This window comes from Ruegeria sp. HKCCD8929, assembly GCF_013031405.1.
Lineage (GTDB): Bacteria > Pseudomonadota > Alphaproteobacteria > Rhodobacterales > Rhodobacteraceae > Ruegeria.
Genome location: NZ_WPZY01000003.1, coordinates 399,296 through 415,078 on the forward strand (window position 1 = coordinate 399,296; position 15,783 = coordinate 415,078).

18 protein-coding genes are annotated in these 15,783 nt (G+C 62.0%); 12 read left to right on the forward strand and 6 right to left on the reverse strand.

Features of this window, described 5'->3' with window-relative positions:
• Positions 1-6: 6 nt before the first annotated feature.
• The 3 genes from GOX53_RS06905 to GOX53_RS06915 form a co-directional block, all read right to left on the reverse strand.
• The gene (locus tag GOX53_RS06905) at positions 7-681 is read right to left on the reverse strand and encodes an SOS response-associated peptidase (protein WP_171174705.1); all 675 of its coding nucleotides are present in this window, start codon (positions 679-681) and stop codon (positions 7-9) included.
• 40 nt (positions 682-721) lie between these two features.
• Positions 722-1,327: a glutathione S-transferase family protein gene (locus GOX53_RS06910; protein ID WP_171174708.1), complete on the reverse strand. Its 606-nt coding sequence runs from the start codon at positions 1,325-1,327 to the stop codon at positions 722-724.
• Positions 1,328-1,454: 127 nt separating this feature from the next.
• Positions 1,455-3,032: a bifunctional UDP-sugar hydrolase/5'-nucleotidase gene (locus GOX53_RS06915; RefSeq protein ID WP_171174710.1), complete on the reverse strand. Its 1,578-nt coding sequence runs from the start codon at positions 3,030-3,032 to the stop codon at positions 1,455-1,457.
• Positions 3,033-3,163: 131 nt separating this feature from the next.
• Here GOX53_RS06915 and GOX53_RS06920 point away from each other — a divergent pair, with 131 nt between their 5' ends.
• The 4 genes from GOX53_RS06920 to arsC are packed head-to-tail and all read left to right on the forward strand — an operon-like array spanning position 3,164 to position 5,323.
• Positions 3,164-3,502, forward strand: coding sequence for a DUF952 domain-containing protein (locus GOX53_RS06920; RefSeq protein WP_171174712.1), 339 nt, complete (start codon positions 3,164-3,166; stop codon positions 3,500-3,502).
• Positions 3,499-3,930, forward strand: coding sequence for a DUF1330 domain-containing protein (locus tag GOX53_RS06925; protein ID WP_171174714.1), 432 nt, complete (start codon positions 3,499-3,501; stop codon positions 3,928-3,930). The genes GOX53_RS06920 and GOX53_RS06925 overlap by 4 nt, the downstream gene beginning before the upstream one ends.
• Complete coding sequence (locus tag GOX53_RS06930) at positions 3,927-4,985, forward strand: quinone-dependent dihydroorotate dehydrogenase (RefSeq protein ID WP_171174716.1); 1,059 nt, start codon at positions 3,927-3,929, stop codon at positions 4,983-4,985. Before GOX53_RS06925 ends, GOX53_RS06930 begins: the two co-directional genes overlap by 4 nt.
• The gene (gene arsC / locus GOX53_RS06935) at positions 4,982-5,323 is read left to right on the forward strand and encodes an arsenate reductase (glutaredoxin) (protein WP_171174718.1); all 342 of its coding nucleotides are present in this window, start codon (positions 4,982-4,984) and stop codon (positions 5,321-5,323) included. Before GOX53_RS06930 ends, arsC begins: the two co-directional genes overlap by 4 nt.
• Here the strand turns inward: arsC and GOX53_RS06940 are convergent.
• Genes GOX53_RS06940 through GOX53_RS06950 form a run of 3 tightly spaced genes read right to left on the reverse strand, consistent with a single transcriptional unit; the run spans position 5,320 to position 7,580 of the window.
• Positions 5,320-6,636 carry an MATE family efflux transporter gene (locus tag GOX53_RS06940; protein WP_171174721.1) on the reverse strand — a complete coding sequence of 439 codons (1,317 nt, stop codon included), beginning with the start codon at positions 6,634-6,636 and terminating at the stop codon, positions 5,320-5,322. The two genes, arsC and GOX53_RS06940, sit on opposite strands and share 4 nt — an antisense overlap.
• Positions 6,637-6,642: 6 nt before the next feature.
• Positions 6,643-7,161, reverse strand: coding sequence for a PaaI family thioesterase (locus GOX53_RS06945; RefSeq protein WP_171174723.1), 519 nt, complete (start codon positions 7,159-7,161; stop codon positions 6,643-6,645).
• Positions 7,161-7,580: a PaaI family thioesterase gene (locus GOX53_RS06950; protein ID WP_171174724.1), complete on the reverse strand. Its 420-nt coding sequence runs from the start codon at positions 7,578-7,580 to the stop codon at positions 7,161-7,163. Before GOX53_RS06950 ends, GOX53_RS06945 begins: the two co-directional genes overlap by 1 nt.
• A 116-nt stretch (positions 7,581-7,696) precedes the next feature.
• Between GOX53_RS06950 and GOX53_RS06955 the strand changes: the two genes are divergently transcribed.
• The 8 genes from GOX53_RS06955 to GOX53_RS06990 all read left to right on the forward strand — a co-directional run bounded on the left by GOX53_RS06955 (position 7,697) and on the right by GOX53_RS06990 (position 15,750).
• A complete protein-coding gene (locus GOX53_RS06955; RefSeq protein ID WP_171174726.1) occupies positions 7,697-8,065 on the forward strand; it encodes a MerR family DNA-binding transcriptional regulator in 369 nt (122 codons plus the stop codon).
• 361 nt (positions 8,066-8,426) lie between these two features.
• A complete protein-coding gene (locus GOX53_RS06960) occupies positions 8,427-8,828 on the forward strand; it encodes a MerR family DNA-binding transcriptional regulator (protein WP_171174728.1) in 402 nt (133 codons plus the stop codon).
• Positions 8,829-8,878: 50 nt separating this feature from the next.
• Complete coding sequence (locus tag GOX53_RS06965) at positions 8,879-10,660, forward strand: acyl-CoA dehydrogenase C-terminal domain-containing protein (protein ID WP_171174730.1); 1,782 nt, start codon at positions 8,879-8,881, stop codon at positions 10,658-10,660.
• Positions 10,661-10,715: 55 nt separating this feature from the next.
• On the forward strand, positions 10,716-10,928 hold the full coding sequence (locus tag GOX53_RS06970; protein WP_171174731.1) for a hypothetical protein: 213 nt from the start codon (positions 10,716-10,718) through the stop codon (positions 10,926-10,928).
• A gap of 278 nt (positions 10,929-11,206) precedes the next feature.
• Entirely contained in the window at positions 11,207-11,845 is a 639-nt protein-coding gene (locus GOX53_RS06975) for a glutathione S-transferase family protein (protein ID WP_171174733.1), read from the forward strand.
• Between the two features lie 10 nt (positions 11,846-11,855).
• Positions 11,856-13,067: an acetyl-CoA C-acetyltransferase gene (locus tag GOX53_RS06980; RefSeq protein WP_171174735.1), complete on the forward strand. Its 1,212-nt coding sequence runs from the start codon at positions 11,856-11,858 to the stop codon at positions 13,065-13,067.
• Complete coding sequence (locus GOX53_RS06985) at positions 13,067-13,552, forward strand: cupin domain-containing protein (RefSeq protein ID WP_171174737.1); 486 nt, start codon at positions 13,067-13,069, stop codon at positions 13,550-13,552. Before GOX53_RS06980 ends, GOX53_RS06985 begins: the two co-directional genes overlap by 1 nt.
• Positions 13,549-15,750, forward strand: coding sequence for a 3-hydroxyacyl-CoA dehydrogenase NAD-binding domain-containing protein (locus tag GOX53_RS06990; RefSeq protein WP_171174739.1), 2,202 nt, complete (start codon positions 13,549-13,551; stop codon positions 15,748-15,750). Before GOX53_RS06985 ends, GOX53_RS06990 begins: the two co-directional genes overlap by 4 nt.
• Positions 15,751-15,783 lie beyond the last annotated feature (33 nt).

The following is a 15,783-nucleotide window of genomic DNA, read 5'->3' on the forward strand; positions in this document are numbered from 1 at the left end:
CGGTGGCTACTCAGCCTGCACCGGTAATGGCTCGATCAGCTCCGGCCCGCTAGCCCGGTTTGAGTTAACGGCCACCGGAACGCGGTGGAATTGCAGGATGTCCTCGGCCCCGGGCCGCATCAGAGGCGCTGCGCCCTTGCCCAGCTCGCCGAGCCAGAGCGCCCAATTCTCGGGCTCTAGAATCAACGGCATGCGGTGATGGATCTGTGATAGTGTCCGGTTCGCGGGTGTGGTGACGATGGCGCAGGTGCTCTGCCGCGTCTCGACCGGCCCCCAGTCCTGCCAGACCCCTGCAAATGCGATGGGCGCGCCGTCGCGGCGCTGAATGTACCACGGCAGACGCTTACCCTCTGCCGTTTTGGTCCATTCGTAGAACCCGGTTGCCACCAGGATACAGCGACGCTGGCGGCAGGCTTCACCAAACGCGCGTTTATTGGCAATGGTCTCGGACCGGGCGTTGATCAGCAGCGGGCCGCCATTCTCGGTCTCGTACCACCGCGGTAGGAAGCCCCAGCGCATCGCCACCAGTTGCCGCCCGGTCTCGCCCGATTTCACCACATGTACCTGATTGGTCGGGCATACGTTGTAGTTGGGCGCATAAGGCACAGTATTGGCCACGCGCGCGTCAAAATGCTGGCCCATAGCGTCATTGGGCAGAGTGATGGTGAAACGTCCGCACATGGGGCGGAGCTTAACCTTCCGCCCCGCCCGTCGCCAGAGCTCAGGCCGCTTGCGGCGCGGGATTCGCCGCCTGCCATGCATCAAGCGCCTCAAGAGCGGCAATCCAGCGCTGGATGTTGGCGTAATTCGCCACCGGGAAATGGCAGGGCTCACGATAGCAAAGGATCGCGCCGACCGAGATATCGGCGGTGGTCATCCCGTCGCCTGACAGCCAGTCGCGGCCTTTCAGATGCCCATCCAGCACGGCGGCGAACTGGTGGAAGGTCTGGGTGGCTTCCTCCAAATCGACACCCTCATTGCCGAAGATGTAGCGCGAGATGAACTTGGAGCAGGCCGGGGTCCAGTGGCAGGATTCCCAGAATTGCCAACGCATGATGTCATAGCGCGCATTCGATTTCGGCCAGAGCGGGGTGTCCACCTCGGCGCACAGCCGGTTGATGATCGCATTCGATTCCCAGAGCGTGGAGCCGTCGTCATATTCCAGCACCGGCACCCTGCCATTGGGGTTGAGCGCCAGAAACTCGGGCGCGCGCTGCGCGCCGGATTGCAGATCGACGATCTCGGCTGGCAGGTCCAGGCCCAGCAGAGAATTCACAACCAGAACTTTGCGGGTGTTGGGTGAGGCGGGAAAGACATGCAGTTTCATTGGATATCCTTCTTTTTAACATTTAAGTTAAATAAAAGGATATACCTTACGAGTCAATCCCCGCCCCGCAATGAAATAGGGCCGCACCGGATGGCGCGGCCCCTTGGGCAGGTTCGTAAACCTAGCCTTATTTCTGCTTGATCCGCCCGTCCAGATAAGGCTGATACGGCGCGTTCGCGGCCAGATACTCAGCGGTCACATCCGCCAGATCGGGGCCGAAATCATAAGCGTTCTTGTCGTCGCCCGAGAACATCTTGTAGCCGTCGCCGCCATTGCGGACATAGTTGTTGGTCACCACCAGATAGGTCTGCGCCGGGTCAATCGGCACAAAGCCGTCCTCGCTGGCCACCATGACCTCCTGAATGCGACCCTCGTTGGGAGCAACCGCCGGGTCCCAGGTAAAGGTCAGGCCCGAGACCTGCGGGAACCGTCCCTTGACCTCTTCCACCTGGCTCACACCGTTTTCCAGTGCGTCGATGACGCCCTGCCCGCTGATCTCGAAGGTCGAGAGCGTGTTCTGGAATGGCAGCACGGTCAGCACCTCGCCCATGGTCACCTCGCCGGTGTCAATCGAGGCCCGCAGACCGCCCGAGTTGGCAATGGCGATGGTCACGCCCTGATCGGCAACGCGGTCCAGCATGGCGTCGGCCACCAGATTGCCCATCTCGCATTCCTGCACGCGGCATACGGCACGGTCGCCCTCGATCGGTGCGGCAGCATCGGCAACCACCTTGTTGCGGATCTCTTCCAGCGGCTGGGCCAGTTCCTTGATGCGGGCCACGGTGCCCTCATCCTCGGACACGGTGCCGTCCATGACCAGCGGTTCTCCGACGGCTTCGACCACGTTGCCGTCATCGTCGAAGGTCACGTTCAACTCACCCAGGAACTTGCCATAGGCATAGGCCTGAACGATCTGGACGCCGTTGACAACGGTCGGGTACGGGCCCACGGCCTTGTCGGACGTATTGGAGAGATAGGTGTTGGAATGTCCGCCAACGATCACGTCGACCCCGGTAGTTTCCGCGGCAACGCGCTGATCGACGCCATAGCCGGAATGGCTGAGCACGACGATCTTGTTCACGCCTTCGGCGGTCAGCCTGTCCACTTCGGCCTGCACTGCGGCTGCCGGATCGCTGAAAGTGATATTGGGACCGGGCGAGGCCAGATCCGGCGTATCCTCCGGCGTCAGACCGATCAGGCCGATCTTTTCACCGCCTTTTTCGATCACCGCCGATTTCATCAGCGTATCGGCCAGCAGTTCCTCTTTGGTGACATCGGCGTTGGACATCAGCACCGGGAACTCGACCGCATCCATGAAACCGCGCAGCACTTCGGGCCCATCGTCAAACTCGTGGTTGCCCACGGTCATGCCGTCATAGCCGAGCTTGTTCATCATCTCGGCGGCAATCTTGCCCTTGTAATAGGTGTAGAAGAGCGAGCCCTGGAACTGGTCGCCGCCATCCACCAGGATCGAGTTTTCCGCTCGCCCGCGCGCCTCTTCAATGGCGGTCACCAGACGGGCCGAGCCGCCGAAGCATTTGCCCTCGGCATTGTCTTCCGCGCCGCAGCCGCTGTCATACTTGTTGATGGGCTCAAAGCGCGAATGGAAATCGTTGGTGTGCAGGATCGTCAGTTTGTAATCGGCCGCAGCCATGCCGGCGGTCAGGCCAAGTGCGGCCACCGTGGTCAGAAAACGGGTCAACATCGATAGAAACTCCCTATTGTCGTTTTGCAGCGATGGTGCGACGGGGACGGCGCGGAGTCAAAGGGTGAGTTGCGGCGACGTAGCGGGAATTGCCGCTTGATTCCGCCCCGGCCCCAAGGCATCACGCCCTCATGCTGATCTACAAGATTTTCCGGGCGGACGAATGGGCCGCCCTGCAGGCCCAAAGGGAAACGCCGGGCGCACCGATCGATGTGAGCGACGGGTTCGTGCATTTTTCGACTGCCGAGCAGGCCGCCGAGACCGCCGCCAAGCACTTCACCGGGGCCGAAGGGCTGACCTTGCTGGCCTGTGACGCCGACGCGATGGGTGAGGCGCTGAAATGGGAGGTGTCGCGGGGCGGTGCCCTGTTCCCGCATCTCTACCGCAACATCCGGATGTCGGATGTGGTCTGGGCCAAGCCGCTGCCGCTGGTGGACGGGGCGCATCGCTTCCCGCCGGACGTGGTATGAGCGGCCATGTCGATCCCGACCGCGCCCAGTTCGAGGCATTCAAATCGCTCGACAGGGACCAGCCTATCGAAATGCTGAATCTCTTGAAATTCAACGATCTGGCGGCCTATCCTGAAGGGCACGATCTGGCCGGGGCTGGGCTGAGCGGGGCCGAGGCCTACAGGCGTTATGGCGCCGAGACCGCGCCGATCATCGCACGGCTGGGTGCCTCGATCCTCTGGCGCGGCGCGTTTCAGACGGTGCTGATCGGGCCGGAGGGTGAGGCCTGGGATGAGATGTTCATAGCCCGGTATCCTTCTGCGCATGCGTTTCTCGAGATGGTCACAGATCCCGACTACAAACAGGCCGTCATACACCGGCAGGCGGCCGCCGAAACCTCGCGTCTGATTCGCTGTGCACCCGCCGAAGGGAGAAGGACATTCGGATGAACATGATTGAGAAGCTGGGCCTTGCTGCCCTGCACCGGATGGACCCGGAAGCTGCGCACGGGATGTCGATCAGGGCGCTGAAGATGGGGCTGACCCCGGCGCCCGGGCCGGTGACCTCGCCGCGTTTGTGCACGCGTGTGGCCGGGCTGGACCTGCCCAACCCGGTGGGCCTTGCCGCCGGGTTCGACAAGAACGCCGAGGCCTTGGCGCCCTTGTCGCGATCCGGCTTCGGCTTCGTAGAGGTCGGCGCCGCAACCCCGCGTCCGCAGCCCGGCAACCCGAAGCCGCGCCTGTTCCGGCTGACCGAGGATCGGGCGGCCATCAACCGCTTCGGCTTCAACAACGAGGGGATGGAGGCCATCGGCGCCCGTCTGGCCGCCCGGCCCAGGGACGCGGTGATCGGCCTGAACCTTGGCGCCAACAAGGATAGCGACGATCGGCCCGGCGATTTCGCCAAGGTGCTGGCCCACTGCGCCGCGCATCTGGATTTCGCCACCGTCAATGTCTCGTCCCCAAACACCGAAAAGCTGCGGGATTTGCAGGGCAAGGCGGCACTGACGGCGCTGCTGGCGGGCGTGATCGAGACCCGCGACGCCCTGCCCCGCCCCCTGCCCGTCTTCCTCAAGATCGCTCCGGATTTGACCGAGGCCGAGTTGGAGGACATCGCCGCGGTCGCCCGTGAAACCGGCGTAGATGCGGTGATCGCCACCAATACCACCCTGTCGCGCGAGGGGCTGGCCAGCGCACACAGGGGCGAGGCTGGTGGCCTGTCCGGCGCGCCTCTCTTCGAGAAATCCACCCGCGTTCTGGCCCGCCTCAGCGCGCTGACCAAGGGAGAAATCCCGCTGATCGGCGTGGGCGGCATCAGCACTGCGGAACAGGCCTATGCCAAGATCTGCGCGGGCGCCTCGGCGGTGCAGTTCTATACGGCCATGGTCTATGGCGGGCTGTCACTGGCGGGCGAGATCGCGCGCGGGCTGGACAAGTTGCTGGCTCGCGACGGGTTCGAGAATGTCGCGCAGGCTGTTGGCAGCAAAAGAGAGGACTGGCTGTGATCGAATATTGGCATAACCCCCGCTGCTCCAAATCCCGTTTGGGTCTGGCCTTGCTGGAGGAGCGCGGGGCAGAGGTGACGGTGCGCAAGTACCTTGAAGACGCGCCATCGCTGGAGGAGCTGAGGGCGGCGCAAGCTGCGGCTGGCATCCCTGCGATCCAGATGATGCGGACGGGCGAAAAGCTTTTCAATGAGTTGGAACTGAGCAAATCGGATGCGGACGAGGTGCTGCTGGCCGCGATGGCCGTGCACCCAATCCTAATCGAACGTCCGCTGGCCCTAAGCGACGGCAAGGCCGTGATTGGACGACCGACCGAGGCGCTGCTGGACCTGCTCTAACCCACCTGCGCCTCAAGGCGCGGGTAGCGCAGGCCCAGCGTCAGCCCGCGGGTGATGTTGAGCACCATCAGCGACGCCCAGAGCCCGTGATTGCCAAATGCGGGCACCAGCACCACCAGCGCCAGCACATAGACGGCGACCGACTGGATCATCGCCCAGCGCATGTCGCGGGTCCAGGTGGCGCCGATATAGATGCCGTCGAACATCCAACTCGCCACGCCCAGAACCGGCGCGATGGCGGCCCAGAACAGGAACTCGCGCCCGGCTGCACGCACCTCGGGCGAGGTGGTCATGATGTCGATGAGCAGCGATCCGGCAAACATGAAGAGTGCCGCCAACACAAACGCTCCGCCCACGCCCCATTGCGATGCCACAACCGACGCGCGGCGCACCTGATGGCGGTCCCTGGCTCCGACCGCTCCACCCACCAGCGCCTCGGCAGAGAATGCGAACCCGTCGAGCGCAAAGGCGGTGATCTCCAGGAACTGCAGCAGCACCTGATTGGCGGCGAGATTTACGTCGCCCAGATCCGAGCCTATGAACAGGAAAGTGGTAAAGGACACGGTCAGCAGCACCGAACGCACCATGATATCGGCATTCACCTGCAGCATCCGGCGCAAACGGGCGGGGTCGAAAATGCGCGCCCAGTCGTGCCATTGATCCCCGGCAAAGGCATCGCGGCAGAGCCACAGGCCCAGCGCCAGACCGGTCCATTCGGCAATCAGGGTCGCAGTGGCCACGCCCTCGACACCCCAGCCCAGCCCCAGCACAAACCACAGATCCAGCACGATGTTGAGCCCGTTCATCCAGATCTGCAAGACGAACACGCCCCGGGTTCGCTCGACCGCGATCAGCCAGCCGGTGACGGCATAAAGCGCGATGGTGGCAGGCGCCCCCCAGATGCGGATCTCCAGATAGTCGCGGGCGAGACCTTCGACCTCGGCACTGGCCGGGGCCAAGGCGAAGGCACCCCAGAATAGCGCCACCTGCGTGACGATGAAGATACCGCCAGCGAGAAAGGCGAGGAGCAGACCCCGCATCAGCAAAGCGCCGGTCTCGGCCATGTCCCCGGCTCCGCGCGCCTGCGCGGCGAGGCCAGTGGTGCCCATGCGTAGGAACCCGAAGATCCAGTAGATAGTGGCCAGGATCACCGCGCCGATGCCAACGGCTCCGATGGGCGCGGCCTGTCCCATCTGTCCCACAACGCCGGTATCCACCGCCCCCAGAATCGGCACGGTCGCATTGGACAGTACAATTGGCAGCGCGATCTTCAGCACCCGGCAATGGGTGATGGGTGCCGAAGCATCGGACACGTCAGATCAGCCCTCGGTCACACGAGGCTGGGGCATCAGGAAATGACCGGTGGCCTGCGCGAACAATTTGGCGTGATTGTCCTGCCACGCCTCGACCCGGACCGAGGCGTACCGGCGTCCGGATCGGCTGATGAAGGCGCGCGCATAAGCATCGCGCGGCAGACCCGAGCGCAGGTAATCGACGGTGAAATCGATGGTCTTGGGAAACCGCATCCGCGCGTCGTTCAGGATATCCTCGGGGTTCACCTCGCCGCTTTCGATCTGCGGGAACAGGTGCGCCCAGCTAAGCGTGATGATCGCCGTCACCTCAAGAAAGGCGGCCGTCACCCCGCCATGGATCGCGGGCAGGAACGGGTTTCCGATCAGCTTGTCGTCGAAATTCAGCACGCCGGTCAGCTCATCGCCGCGGCGGTCGAAGCTGATGTCGAGAAAGCGGATATAGGGTACGCCTTCGACCAGCGCCTTGAGCGCGGCATCGCGGCGCTGCTTGACCACCTGCATGGGTTCGGGGCGGGGACGAGGCATCACTTGCCCTCCACGGTAAAGGCGCCCGCGGCGGTGGCCACGGGGCGGTCGGCGTCTTCGTCCATCGCGGTGGCGCGGACAAAGGCCACGTTGCGGGTGATGTGATAGCAGGTCGCCTTGGTGGTGATGGTCTGCCCCGGCGTTGCCGCACGCATGTAGTCGATGCGCAGGTCGATGGTGGCAGTGCCCCCGGGTGCCGACGGATGGCTCATCACCGCAGCACCACAGCAGGTGTCGAGCATCGCCGACACCGCCCCGCCGTGGATGACGCCAGTGCGAGGGTCGCCGATCAGATCGGTATTGTAGGGCATCGAGATCTCCGCCTCGCCCGCGCCGATATGCGTCAGCTCCAGCCCCAATGCCTTGGCATGGGGAATCGCCTCGATGAATTGGCGCGCCAGTTTTATCTTGTCGACCATATGCTTGGGTCCTGTCCTTGGGTCGCCCCTTTATGAGCCGCTGCCCGCGCAAAGGGCAAGCCCGGCTGTTGCGCTTGGCCGCGCGACACCATAGGTTGCGGGCAAGGAGAATAGGAATGTCCGACAGCCGTTTGTCATTCAAAGAGATGTGCGTGGAATTCGACGTAACACCGCGCACCCTGCGCTATTACGAATATATCGAGTTGCTGCAACCGGACCGGGATGGCCGATCCCGGTACTACGGCCCCCGCGAACGCGCCCGTATGAAGCTGATCATGCGCGGCCGCAAATTCGGTTTCCCGCTGGAAGAAATCCGTCAGTGGCTGCTGATCTACGAAGATGAAGGGAACGCCGCGCAAATGGCGACCTTTGTCGAGATGGCGGATCGCCAAATGGAAGAGCTGCGGCAACAGCGCGAGCAACTGGACGAAGCCATGGACGAGCTCCAGCGCCTTCGTGACCAGACGGCAAACAGCATCAAGTAACCCCCCCCTCCTTCTACAAATCGGATCAAAACCCCGTAATGCGGTCGTCCGCTCGTTGAACCCGCTTCGACCGCCGTTCGTGCCCCGAGGGTGATCGGGTGTTTTTCTGCTGGGTTGTTAGCATGTTGCCCGACCTTCGTTCGGAATCTTACGCCGATTGCGTTTTTGTGACCGGCAAAGCCCTCTGTGGTGACAGCCATGTCAAAATATTGTTTCGAAAAAAGTGGCTTTACGCGACCTGATCTAACGTCAATCATTTTGTGACGTAGCGTCTGGGTTACGTAAACGTCAATCAAGTGTTGTAAAACGGGCAGTGACCCAACACCTCACGCCCACGACGCCAGTGATGAGAGTTTGAGACATGACCGACGATTTGATGACCATTCGCGAGATGTGCGAAACATACGACGTGACTCCGCGCACGCTGCGCTTTTACGAGTCCAAGGAACTGCTGTTTCCGATCCGCGAAGGTCAAAAGCGACTTTTCACCAAGCGCGACCGGGCGCGGTTGAAGCTGATTCTGCGCGGCAAGCGCTTTGGCTTCAGCCTTGAGGAAATCCGCCAGCTTCTGGACCTGTACCATGCAGGCGACCAGCAACTGACCCAGCTGACCCGCACATACGAGATCGCGTGCGAGCGGCTGGCCGACATGGAATCGCGCCGCGACGAGCTGACTCAGGCCATCGAGGACCTGCGCGAGCAGCTTCGGTGGGGCGAGCGGGTCATCGACTCGATGAAAGAAGACAAAAAGGCGGCCGAGTGATCCATTCGGCCCCTGCCCCCACGGACATTTGAATAACCAGGGAGACCCCAATGCCCGTCTACAACGCCCCGACCAAGGATGCTCAGTTCATCCTGCATGATGTACTGAAGATCTCGGAAGCCGGCATTCCCGGATATGACGAGTTGGAGTCCGAGTTCACCGGCGCGGTACTGGAAGAGGCCGGAAAGGTCGCAACCAACGTGCTGCACCCGCTCAACGTGGTGGGCGACACCGAAGGCTGTCGGCTGGAGAATGGCATCGTCTACACGCCCACAGGGTTCAAGGACGCGTTCGCGCAGATGAAGGAAGGCGGCTGGACGGGGCTGGACATGCCCGAGGAATATGGCGGGCAGAACATGCCATATGTTCTCGGCACTGCCGTGGGCGAGATGTTCTCCGCCGCAAACCAGGCCTTCGTGATGTATCAGGGCCTGACCCACGGCGCGGCCTCGGCGATCCTTGCGCATGGCACCGACGAGCAGAAGAACACCTACCTGCCCAAGATGGTCAGCTGTGAATGGACCGGCACCATGAACCTGACCGAACCCCATTGCGGCACCGATCTGGGCCTGATGCGCACCAAGGCCGAGCCGCAGGCGGATGGATCCTACAAGATCACCGGGCAAAAGATCTTTATCTCGTCCGGCGATCACGACATGGCCGATAACATCATTCATCTGGTGCTGGGCAAGATCGTGGGCGGCCCCGAGGGGATCAAGGGCGTGTCGCTGTTCATCGTGCCCAAGTTCCTGGTCAAAGAGGACGGCTCCTTGGGTGAACGCAACGGCGTCTCGGTCGGCAAGATCGAGGAAAAGATGGGCATCCACGGCAACTCGACCTGCGTGATGAACTATGACGGCGCAACCGGTTACCTGATCGGAGAAGAGCACAAGGGCATGCGCGCCATGTTCACCATGATGAACGAAGCGCGCCTAGGCGTCGGCATGCAAGGCCTGAGCCAGGCCGAGGCCGCCTATCAGAACGCGCTGGAATACGCCAAGGACCGCCTGCAGGGCCGCGACGTGACCGGGCCGAAGAACCCAGATGGCCCCGCCGATCCGCTGATCGTGCACCCGGATATCCGCCGCAACCTGATGGACCAGAAGAGCTTTACCGAAGGCGCGCGCGCGTTCATCCTGTGGGGTGCCACGATGATCGACAAGGCGCACCGGTCGGGTGACAAGGACGCGGACGGTCTGATCTCGCTGCTGACACCGGTCATCAAGGGGTTCCTGACCGACAAGGGATACGACATGACCGTGCAGGCCCAGCAGGTCTATGGCGGCCACGGCTACATTGAGGAATGGGGCATGTCGCAATACACCCGCGACGCCCGCATCGCGATGATCTACGAAGGTGCCAACGGCGTGCAAGCGCTGGATCTGGTGGGCCGCAAGCTGGCGCAAGATGGCGGCAAGCACGTCATGGCGTTCTTCGAAATGGTCAAAAGCTTCTGCAAGGAGAACGGCGGTCAGGACGAAGCCTATGACAAGGCCTTCATCGAACCGCTCAAGGCGGCGTCGAAGGATCTGCAGGCGGCGGGGATGTATTTCATGCAGGAAGGCATGAAGAATCCCAACAATGCACTGTCGGGATCGTATGACTTCATGCACATGTTCGGCCATGTCTGCCTGGGCCTGATGTGGGCCCGGATGGCCAAGGCCGCCCAAGGCGCGCTGGACGCCGGCGCGTCGGACAAGGAGTTCTACGAGACCAAGATCAATACCGGCCGCTACTACATGGCGCGCCAACTGCCCGCCACGGGTATGCATCTGGCTCGCATTCAAACCGGCGCGGACACGGTAATGGCACTGGACGCGGCAAACTTCTGAACCCAGTGTGGTTTCGGGCATCTTTGCCCGGAACCCGTTCACCGGAGGACATTAAATGCCCAAACGCTTTCGCCTGACCCGCCGCTTTCCCGTCGCCATGACCGAGGACGGGTATCGCAAGCTCAAGGGGTTCGCCCGCGAGGCCGGTCTGGATGAAGGTGAGGCGCTGTCCTTTCTGTTCGAGAACTTCAACAGCGTCATCGACGAGGAGAACCTGACCCACCGGCTGCGCCTGTTCAATTCCGAGCTTGAGGCGCGCAAAAAGTGAAGACCAACCGCGACCAAACATCGGCCAGCGCCGATATCAACGCCGGACGCCTCCGGCGGGAGTATTTGTGAAAAGATGAAGACAGGATGCGCCCCTGCCACCGGGCGCTCCCCATCAGGACAGGGACGACTTCACCTTTTGCGGTCATCGGCTCTCCAGCCTGTACCGTGCGACCATTGAAACCGACGATGGTTGATAAAAGGTTACCGTCAGATCTTCATCTTTTCAAAAATACTCAAATCCGGCTTAGCCACACGCGCCTTGGGAGGGGTGATCGCATGACCATCAAACTTCATTGTTTCGGAGAAAGCGGGAATTGCTACAAGGCGGCACTGGCGCTGGAGCTGTCCGGGCTGGACTGGGAACCGGTTTTTGTCGATTTCTTCAATGGCCAGACCCGCACGCCGGAATACCGTACCGAGGTCAACGAAATGGGCGAAGCCCCGGTCATGGTTGACGGCGACTTCCGCACAACGCAGTCCGGCACCATTCAAGCCTATGTGACCGAGAAATCCGGCAAGTTCGGCGGCAAGACCCGCGACGAGAACTATGACATTTTCCGCTGGGTGCTGTGGGACAACCACAAGCTCAGCTCGATTGCCGGGATGACCCGGTTCCTGATCAATTTCCTTCCCGAGGAACACCGCAACCCCGACGTGATCGGCTTCAACCAGGGCCGTTTGAAGGCGGCTTACCAGGTTCTGAATGCCCATCTTGAGGGTCGCGACTGGATCGTCAGCGATGGCGTGACCAATGCCGATCTCAGCTGCTGCGGTTACCTCTATTACCCCGAACCGTTCGGCTTTGACCGCGCCGACTGGCCCCATATCGATGCCTGGCTGACTCGCCTGTCCGAGCAGCCCGGCTGGAAACACCCCTATGACCTGATGCCCGGCAAACCGTCGGACCGCGCCTGAGGAGACCCCTATGACCGAAGCATATATCTATGACGCCCTGCGCACTCCGCGCGGCAAGGGCCGCAAGGATGGCAGCCTGCACGAGGTAACCTCGGTGCGTCTGTCTGCATTGACCCTGAACGCGATGAAAGAGCGGAACAACCTCGAAGGCCACGCCGTGGAAGACGTGATCTGGGGGAACGTCACGCAAGTGATGGAGCAAGGCGGCTGTCTGGCTCGCTCGGCCGTTCTAGCCTCGGATCTGGATGAATCGATCCCCGGTCTGGCGATCAACCGTTTCTGTGCGTCGGGCATGGAAGCCGTGAACCTGGCCGCAAATCAGGTCAAAGGCGGAGCGGGCGAGGCCTACATCGCTGGTGGCGTCGAAATGATGGGCCGCGTGGCCATGGGCAGCGACGGTGCGGCTATTGCCGTTGACCCCTCGCTGGCGATGGACACTTATTTCGTGCCGCAGGGCATCTCGGCCGACATTATTGCGACCGAATACGGATTCTCCCGTGATGACGCAGACGCTCTGGCGGTTGAATCGCAAAAACGCGCCGCGGAAGCATGGGCAGACAACCGGTTCGAAAAATCGGTCATCACCGTCAAGGACCAGAACGGCCTGACCATTCTGGACCGCGACGAATACATGCGCCCCGGCACCGACATGCAAAGCCTTGGCGCGCTGAACCCGTCCTTCCAGATGATGGGTGAACAGATGCCGGGCTTCGACAAGGTGGCGATGCTCAAATACCCGCATCTGGAGCGGGTCAACCATATCCACCACGCGGGCAACAGCTCGGGCATCGTGGATGGCGCCGCCGCTGTTCTGATCGGCAACAAGGAATTCGGTGAGAAATACGGCCTGAAACCACGCGCCCGCATCAAGGCAACCGCTAAAATTGGCACTGATCCGACGATCATGCTGACCGGCCCGGTTCCGGTGACCGAGAAGATCCTGGCCGACAATGGCATGAAGATCAGCGATCTGGACCTGTTCGAGGTGAACGAAGCCTTCGCCTCGGTCGTGCTGCGGTTCCAGCAGGCATTCGACGTCGACCCGGAACTGGTCAACGTCAACGGCGGCTCGATCGCGATGGGTCACCCGCTGGGCGCGACCGGCGCGATGATCATCGGCACGCTGCTGGATGAACTGGAGCGCCAGGACAAGGAAACTGGCCTCGCCACGCTCTGCATTGCGTCCGGAATGGGTGCGGCAACGATTATCGAGCGGGTCTGATGCCCAAGCTGGATCTCTCTCAGATCCCGTTTCAGGGCGGCTCGGGTTATCCCGGCAGGCTGGCCAAGGCAGGCGATGGCCGCTTTGTTCAGCGTATCGGGGATGCGGGCGGGCTGACCCAATACGGGGTCAACATCGTGCGGCTGGAGCCCGAAGGCCTATCCTCGCTGCGCCACTACCATATGGAGCAGGACGAGTTTGCCATCATGCTCAGCGGCAAATGCGTGCTGATCGATGATGATGGTGAACACGAGATGCTGCCCGGCGATTGCGCCGCTTTTCCGGCAGGTGAGGCTAATGGCCACCACCTTGTGAACAAGACCGATGCGCCCGCGACCTTTCTGGTGGCGGGCACACGGACCCCGACCGAGACCGGCTATTACAGCGACTTAGACATGATGGTGAAGTTCGATGCCGATGGCTTTTCCTTCACCCGCAAAGACGGCAGCCCCTTGACGGCTGAACAGATTGGAGACGACGGATGACCGAGTTTACTCTGACCAAAGACGCCGATAGCGTTGGCATCATCACCTGGGATGTGCCCGGGAAAACAATGAACGTGATGTCCTTTGAGGGGCTTCAGCAACTCAACGATTGCATCGATCAGGCGCTGGCCGACGATGAGATCAAGGGGGTGGTCATCACTTCGGGCAAGGACGGCTCGTTCGCCGGCGGCATGGACCTGAACCTGCTGGCCGTGATGAAGGAACAGGCGGGCGACGACCCTGCCAAGGGTCTGTTCGAAGGCACGATGCAGATGCATGCCCTGCTGCGCAAGATCGAGCTGGCGGGCATGGATCCCAAAACCAAGAAGGGCGGCAAACCGATCGCGGCCGCCCTGCCCGGCACCGCCGCAGGCATTGGCATGGAACTGCCTCTCTCAACACACCGCATCTTTGCCGCCGAGAACCCCAAGGCCAAGTTCGGCCTGCCCGAGATCATGGTTGGCATCTTCCCCGGCGCTGGTGGCACCACGCGGATGGTGCGCAAGGTCGGCGCGATTGCCGCGGCTCCGCTGCTGCTGGAAGGCAAGATGCTGGACGTGAAAAAGGCCAAGGGTGCCGGTTACATCGACGAGATTGCCGCCGATCCGGTGGCTGCGGCGAAAGAATGGGTACTGAACGCCAAGGACACCGATCTGGTCAAGCCGTGGGACGCCAAGGGCTACAAGATGCCCGGCGGTGCGCCCTATCACCCCGCAGGCTTCATGAATTTCGTCGGTGCCTCGGCCATGGTGAACGGCAAGACGCAGGGCGCGTTCCCGGCAGCCAAGGCGCTGCTGAGCGCGGTCTATGAGGGCGCGCTGGTCGATTTCGACACCGCGCTTAAGATCGAAGCACGCTGGTTCACCTCTGTTCTGATGAACCCGTCTTCGGGCGCAATGATCCGGTCGCTGTTCCTGAACAAGGAGGCGCTGGAAAAAGGCGCGGTCCGCCCGCAGGGTATCCCGGACCAGTCGGTGAAGAAGATCGGCGTTCTGGGCGCGGGCATGATGGGCGCGGGCATCGCCTTGGTCAGCGCGCAGGCTGGAATGGAAGTCATCCTGATCGACCGCGATCAGGCCGCCGCCGACAAGGGCAAGGCCTATACCGAGGCCTATCTCGACAAGGGCATCAAGCGCGGCAAGACCACGGCAGAGAAGAAAGAGGCGATGCTGGGCCAGATCACCGCAACGCCGGATCTGGAACAGCTCAAGGGCTGCGACCTGATCATCGAGGCGGTGTTCGAAGACCCGGGCGTCAAGGCCGAGATGACCCAAAAGGTCGAGGCGATCATCCCCGAGGACTGCATCTTTGCCTCCAACACCTCGACCCTGCCGATCACTGGTCTGGCCAAGGCCTCGCAACGGCCCGAGCAGTTCATCGGCATCCACTTCTTCTCGCCAGTCGAGAAGATGTTCTTGGTCGAGATCATCAAGGGCAAGGAAACCGGGGATCGCGCGGTGGCCAAGGCGCTGGACTATGTGCGCCAGATCCGCAAGACGCCGATTGTGGTCAACGATGCGCGCTTCTTCTACTGCAACCGCTGCATCATTCCCTACGTCAACGAAGGCGCTCGGATGATCACCGAGGGCGTCTCGCCGGTGCTGATCGACAACGCGGCGCGTCAGCTGGGCTTCCCCGTCGGGCCGATCCAACTGACCGATGAGACTTCGATTGATCTCGGCGCCAAGATCGCACGGGCAACCAAGGCTGCGATGGGCGACGCCTATCCTGAAAGTGCCGCGGACGATCTGATCTTCTGGATGGAGGAACAGGGCCGTCTGGGCCGCAAGGCCAACGCGGGCTTCTTCGACTATGACGAAAAGGGCAAGCGCGTCGAATACTGGAAAGGCCTACAAGAGAAATACCCGCATGCGGAGGATCAGCCCGACCTGATCGAGGTGCAGGAACGCCTGATGTTCGCGCAGGTTCTGGAAGCGGTGCGCGCGCTGGAAGAAGGCGTGCTGGAAGACATCCGCGAAGGCGACGTGGGTGCTATTCTCGCTTGGGGCTTTGCGCCTTGGTCGGGTGGCCCGCTCAGCTGGCTCGACATCATCGGCACGCCGTACGCTGCCGAGCGCTGCGATCAACTGGCCGAGAAATATGGGGAACGCTTCGCCTGCCCGCCGCTGCTGCGCGAGATGGCGGAGAAGGGCCAGAGCTTTTATGGCCGCTTCAACCCCGAGGCCAAGGCAGCCTGAGACTGAACTGATTGTCGGCGCGTCTTAAGGGCG

What these genes read in the sequence shown, in the direction of transcription:
- GOX53_RS06905 (WP_171174705.1), bottom strand. Translation starts at nt 681, where the DNA reads ATGTGCGGACGTTTCACCATCACTCTGCCCAATGACGCTATGGGCCAG.
- GOX53_RS06910 (WP_171174708.1), bottom strand. Translation starts at nt 1,327, where the DNA reads ATGAAACTGCATGTCTTTCCCGCCTCACCCAACACCCGCAAAGTTCTG.
- GOX53_RS06915 (WP_171174710.1), bottom strand. Translation starts at nt 3,032, where the DNA reads ATGTTGACCCGTTTTCTGACCACGGTGGCCGCACTTGGCCTGACCGCC.
- GOX53_RS06920 (WP_171174712.1), top strand. Translation starts at nt 3,164, where the DNA reads ATGCTGATCTACAAGATTTTCCGGGCGGACGAATGGGCCGCCCTGCAG.
- GOX53_RS06925 (WP_171174714.1), top strand. Translation starts at nt 3,499, where the DNA reads ATGAGCGGCCATGTCGATCCCGACCGCGCCCAGTTCGAGGCATTCAAA.
- GOX53_RS06930 (WP_171174716.1), top strand. Translation starts at nt 3,927, where the DNA reads ATGAACATGATTGAGAAGCTGGGCCTTGCTGCCCTGCACCGGATGGAC.
- GOX53_RS06945 (WP_171174723.1), bottom strand. Translation starts at nt 7,161, where the DNA reads ATGCCTCGTCCCCGCCCCGAACCCATGCAGGTGGTCAAGCAGCGCCGC.
- GOX53_RS06950 (WP_171174724.1), bottom strand. Translation starts at nt 7,580, where the DNA reads ATGGTCGACAAGATAAAACTGGCGCGCCAATTCATCGAGGCGATTCCC.
- GOX53_RS06955 (WP_171174726.1), top strand. Translation starts at nt 7,697, where the DNA reads ATGTCCGACAGCCGTTTGTCATTCAAAGAGATGTGCGTGGAATTCGAC.
- GOX53_RS06960 (WP_171174728.1), top strand. Translation starts at nt 8,427, where the DNA reads ATGACCGACGATTTGATGACCATTCGCGAGATGTGCGAAACATACGAC.
- GOX53_RS06965 (WP_171174730.1), top strand. Translation starts at nt 8,879, where the DNA reads ATGCCCGTCTACAACGCCCCGACCAAGGATGCTCAGTTCATCCTGCAT.
- GOX53_RS06970 (WP_171174731.1), top strand. Translation starts at nt 10,716, where the DNA reads ATGCCCAAACGCTTTCGCCTGACCCGCCGCTTTCCCGTCGCCATGACC.
- GOX53_RS06975 (WP_171174733.1), top strand. Translation starts at nt 11,207, where the DNA reads ATGACCATCAAACTTCATTGTTTCGGAGAAAGCGGGAATTGCTACAAG.
- GOX53_RS06980 (WP_171174735.1), top strand. Translation starts at nt 11,856, where the DNA reads ATGACCGAAGCATATATCTATGACGCCCTGCGCACTCCGCGCGGCAAG.
- GOX53_RS06985 (WP_171174737.1), top strand. Translation starts at nt 13,067, where the DNA reads ATGCCCAAGCTGGATCTCTCTCAGATCCCGTTTCAGGGCGGCTCGGGT.
- GOX53_RS06990 (WP_171174739.1), top strand. Translation starts at nt 13,549, where the DNA reads ATGACCGAGTTTACTCTGACCAAAGACGCCGATAGCGTTGGCATCATC.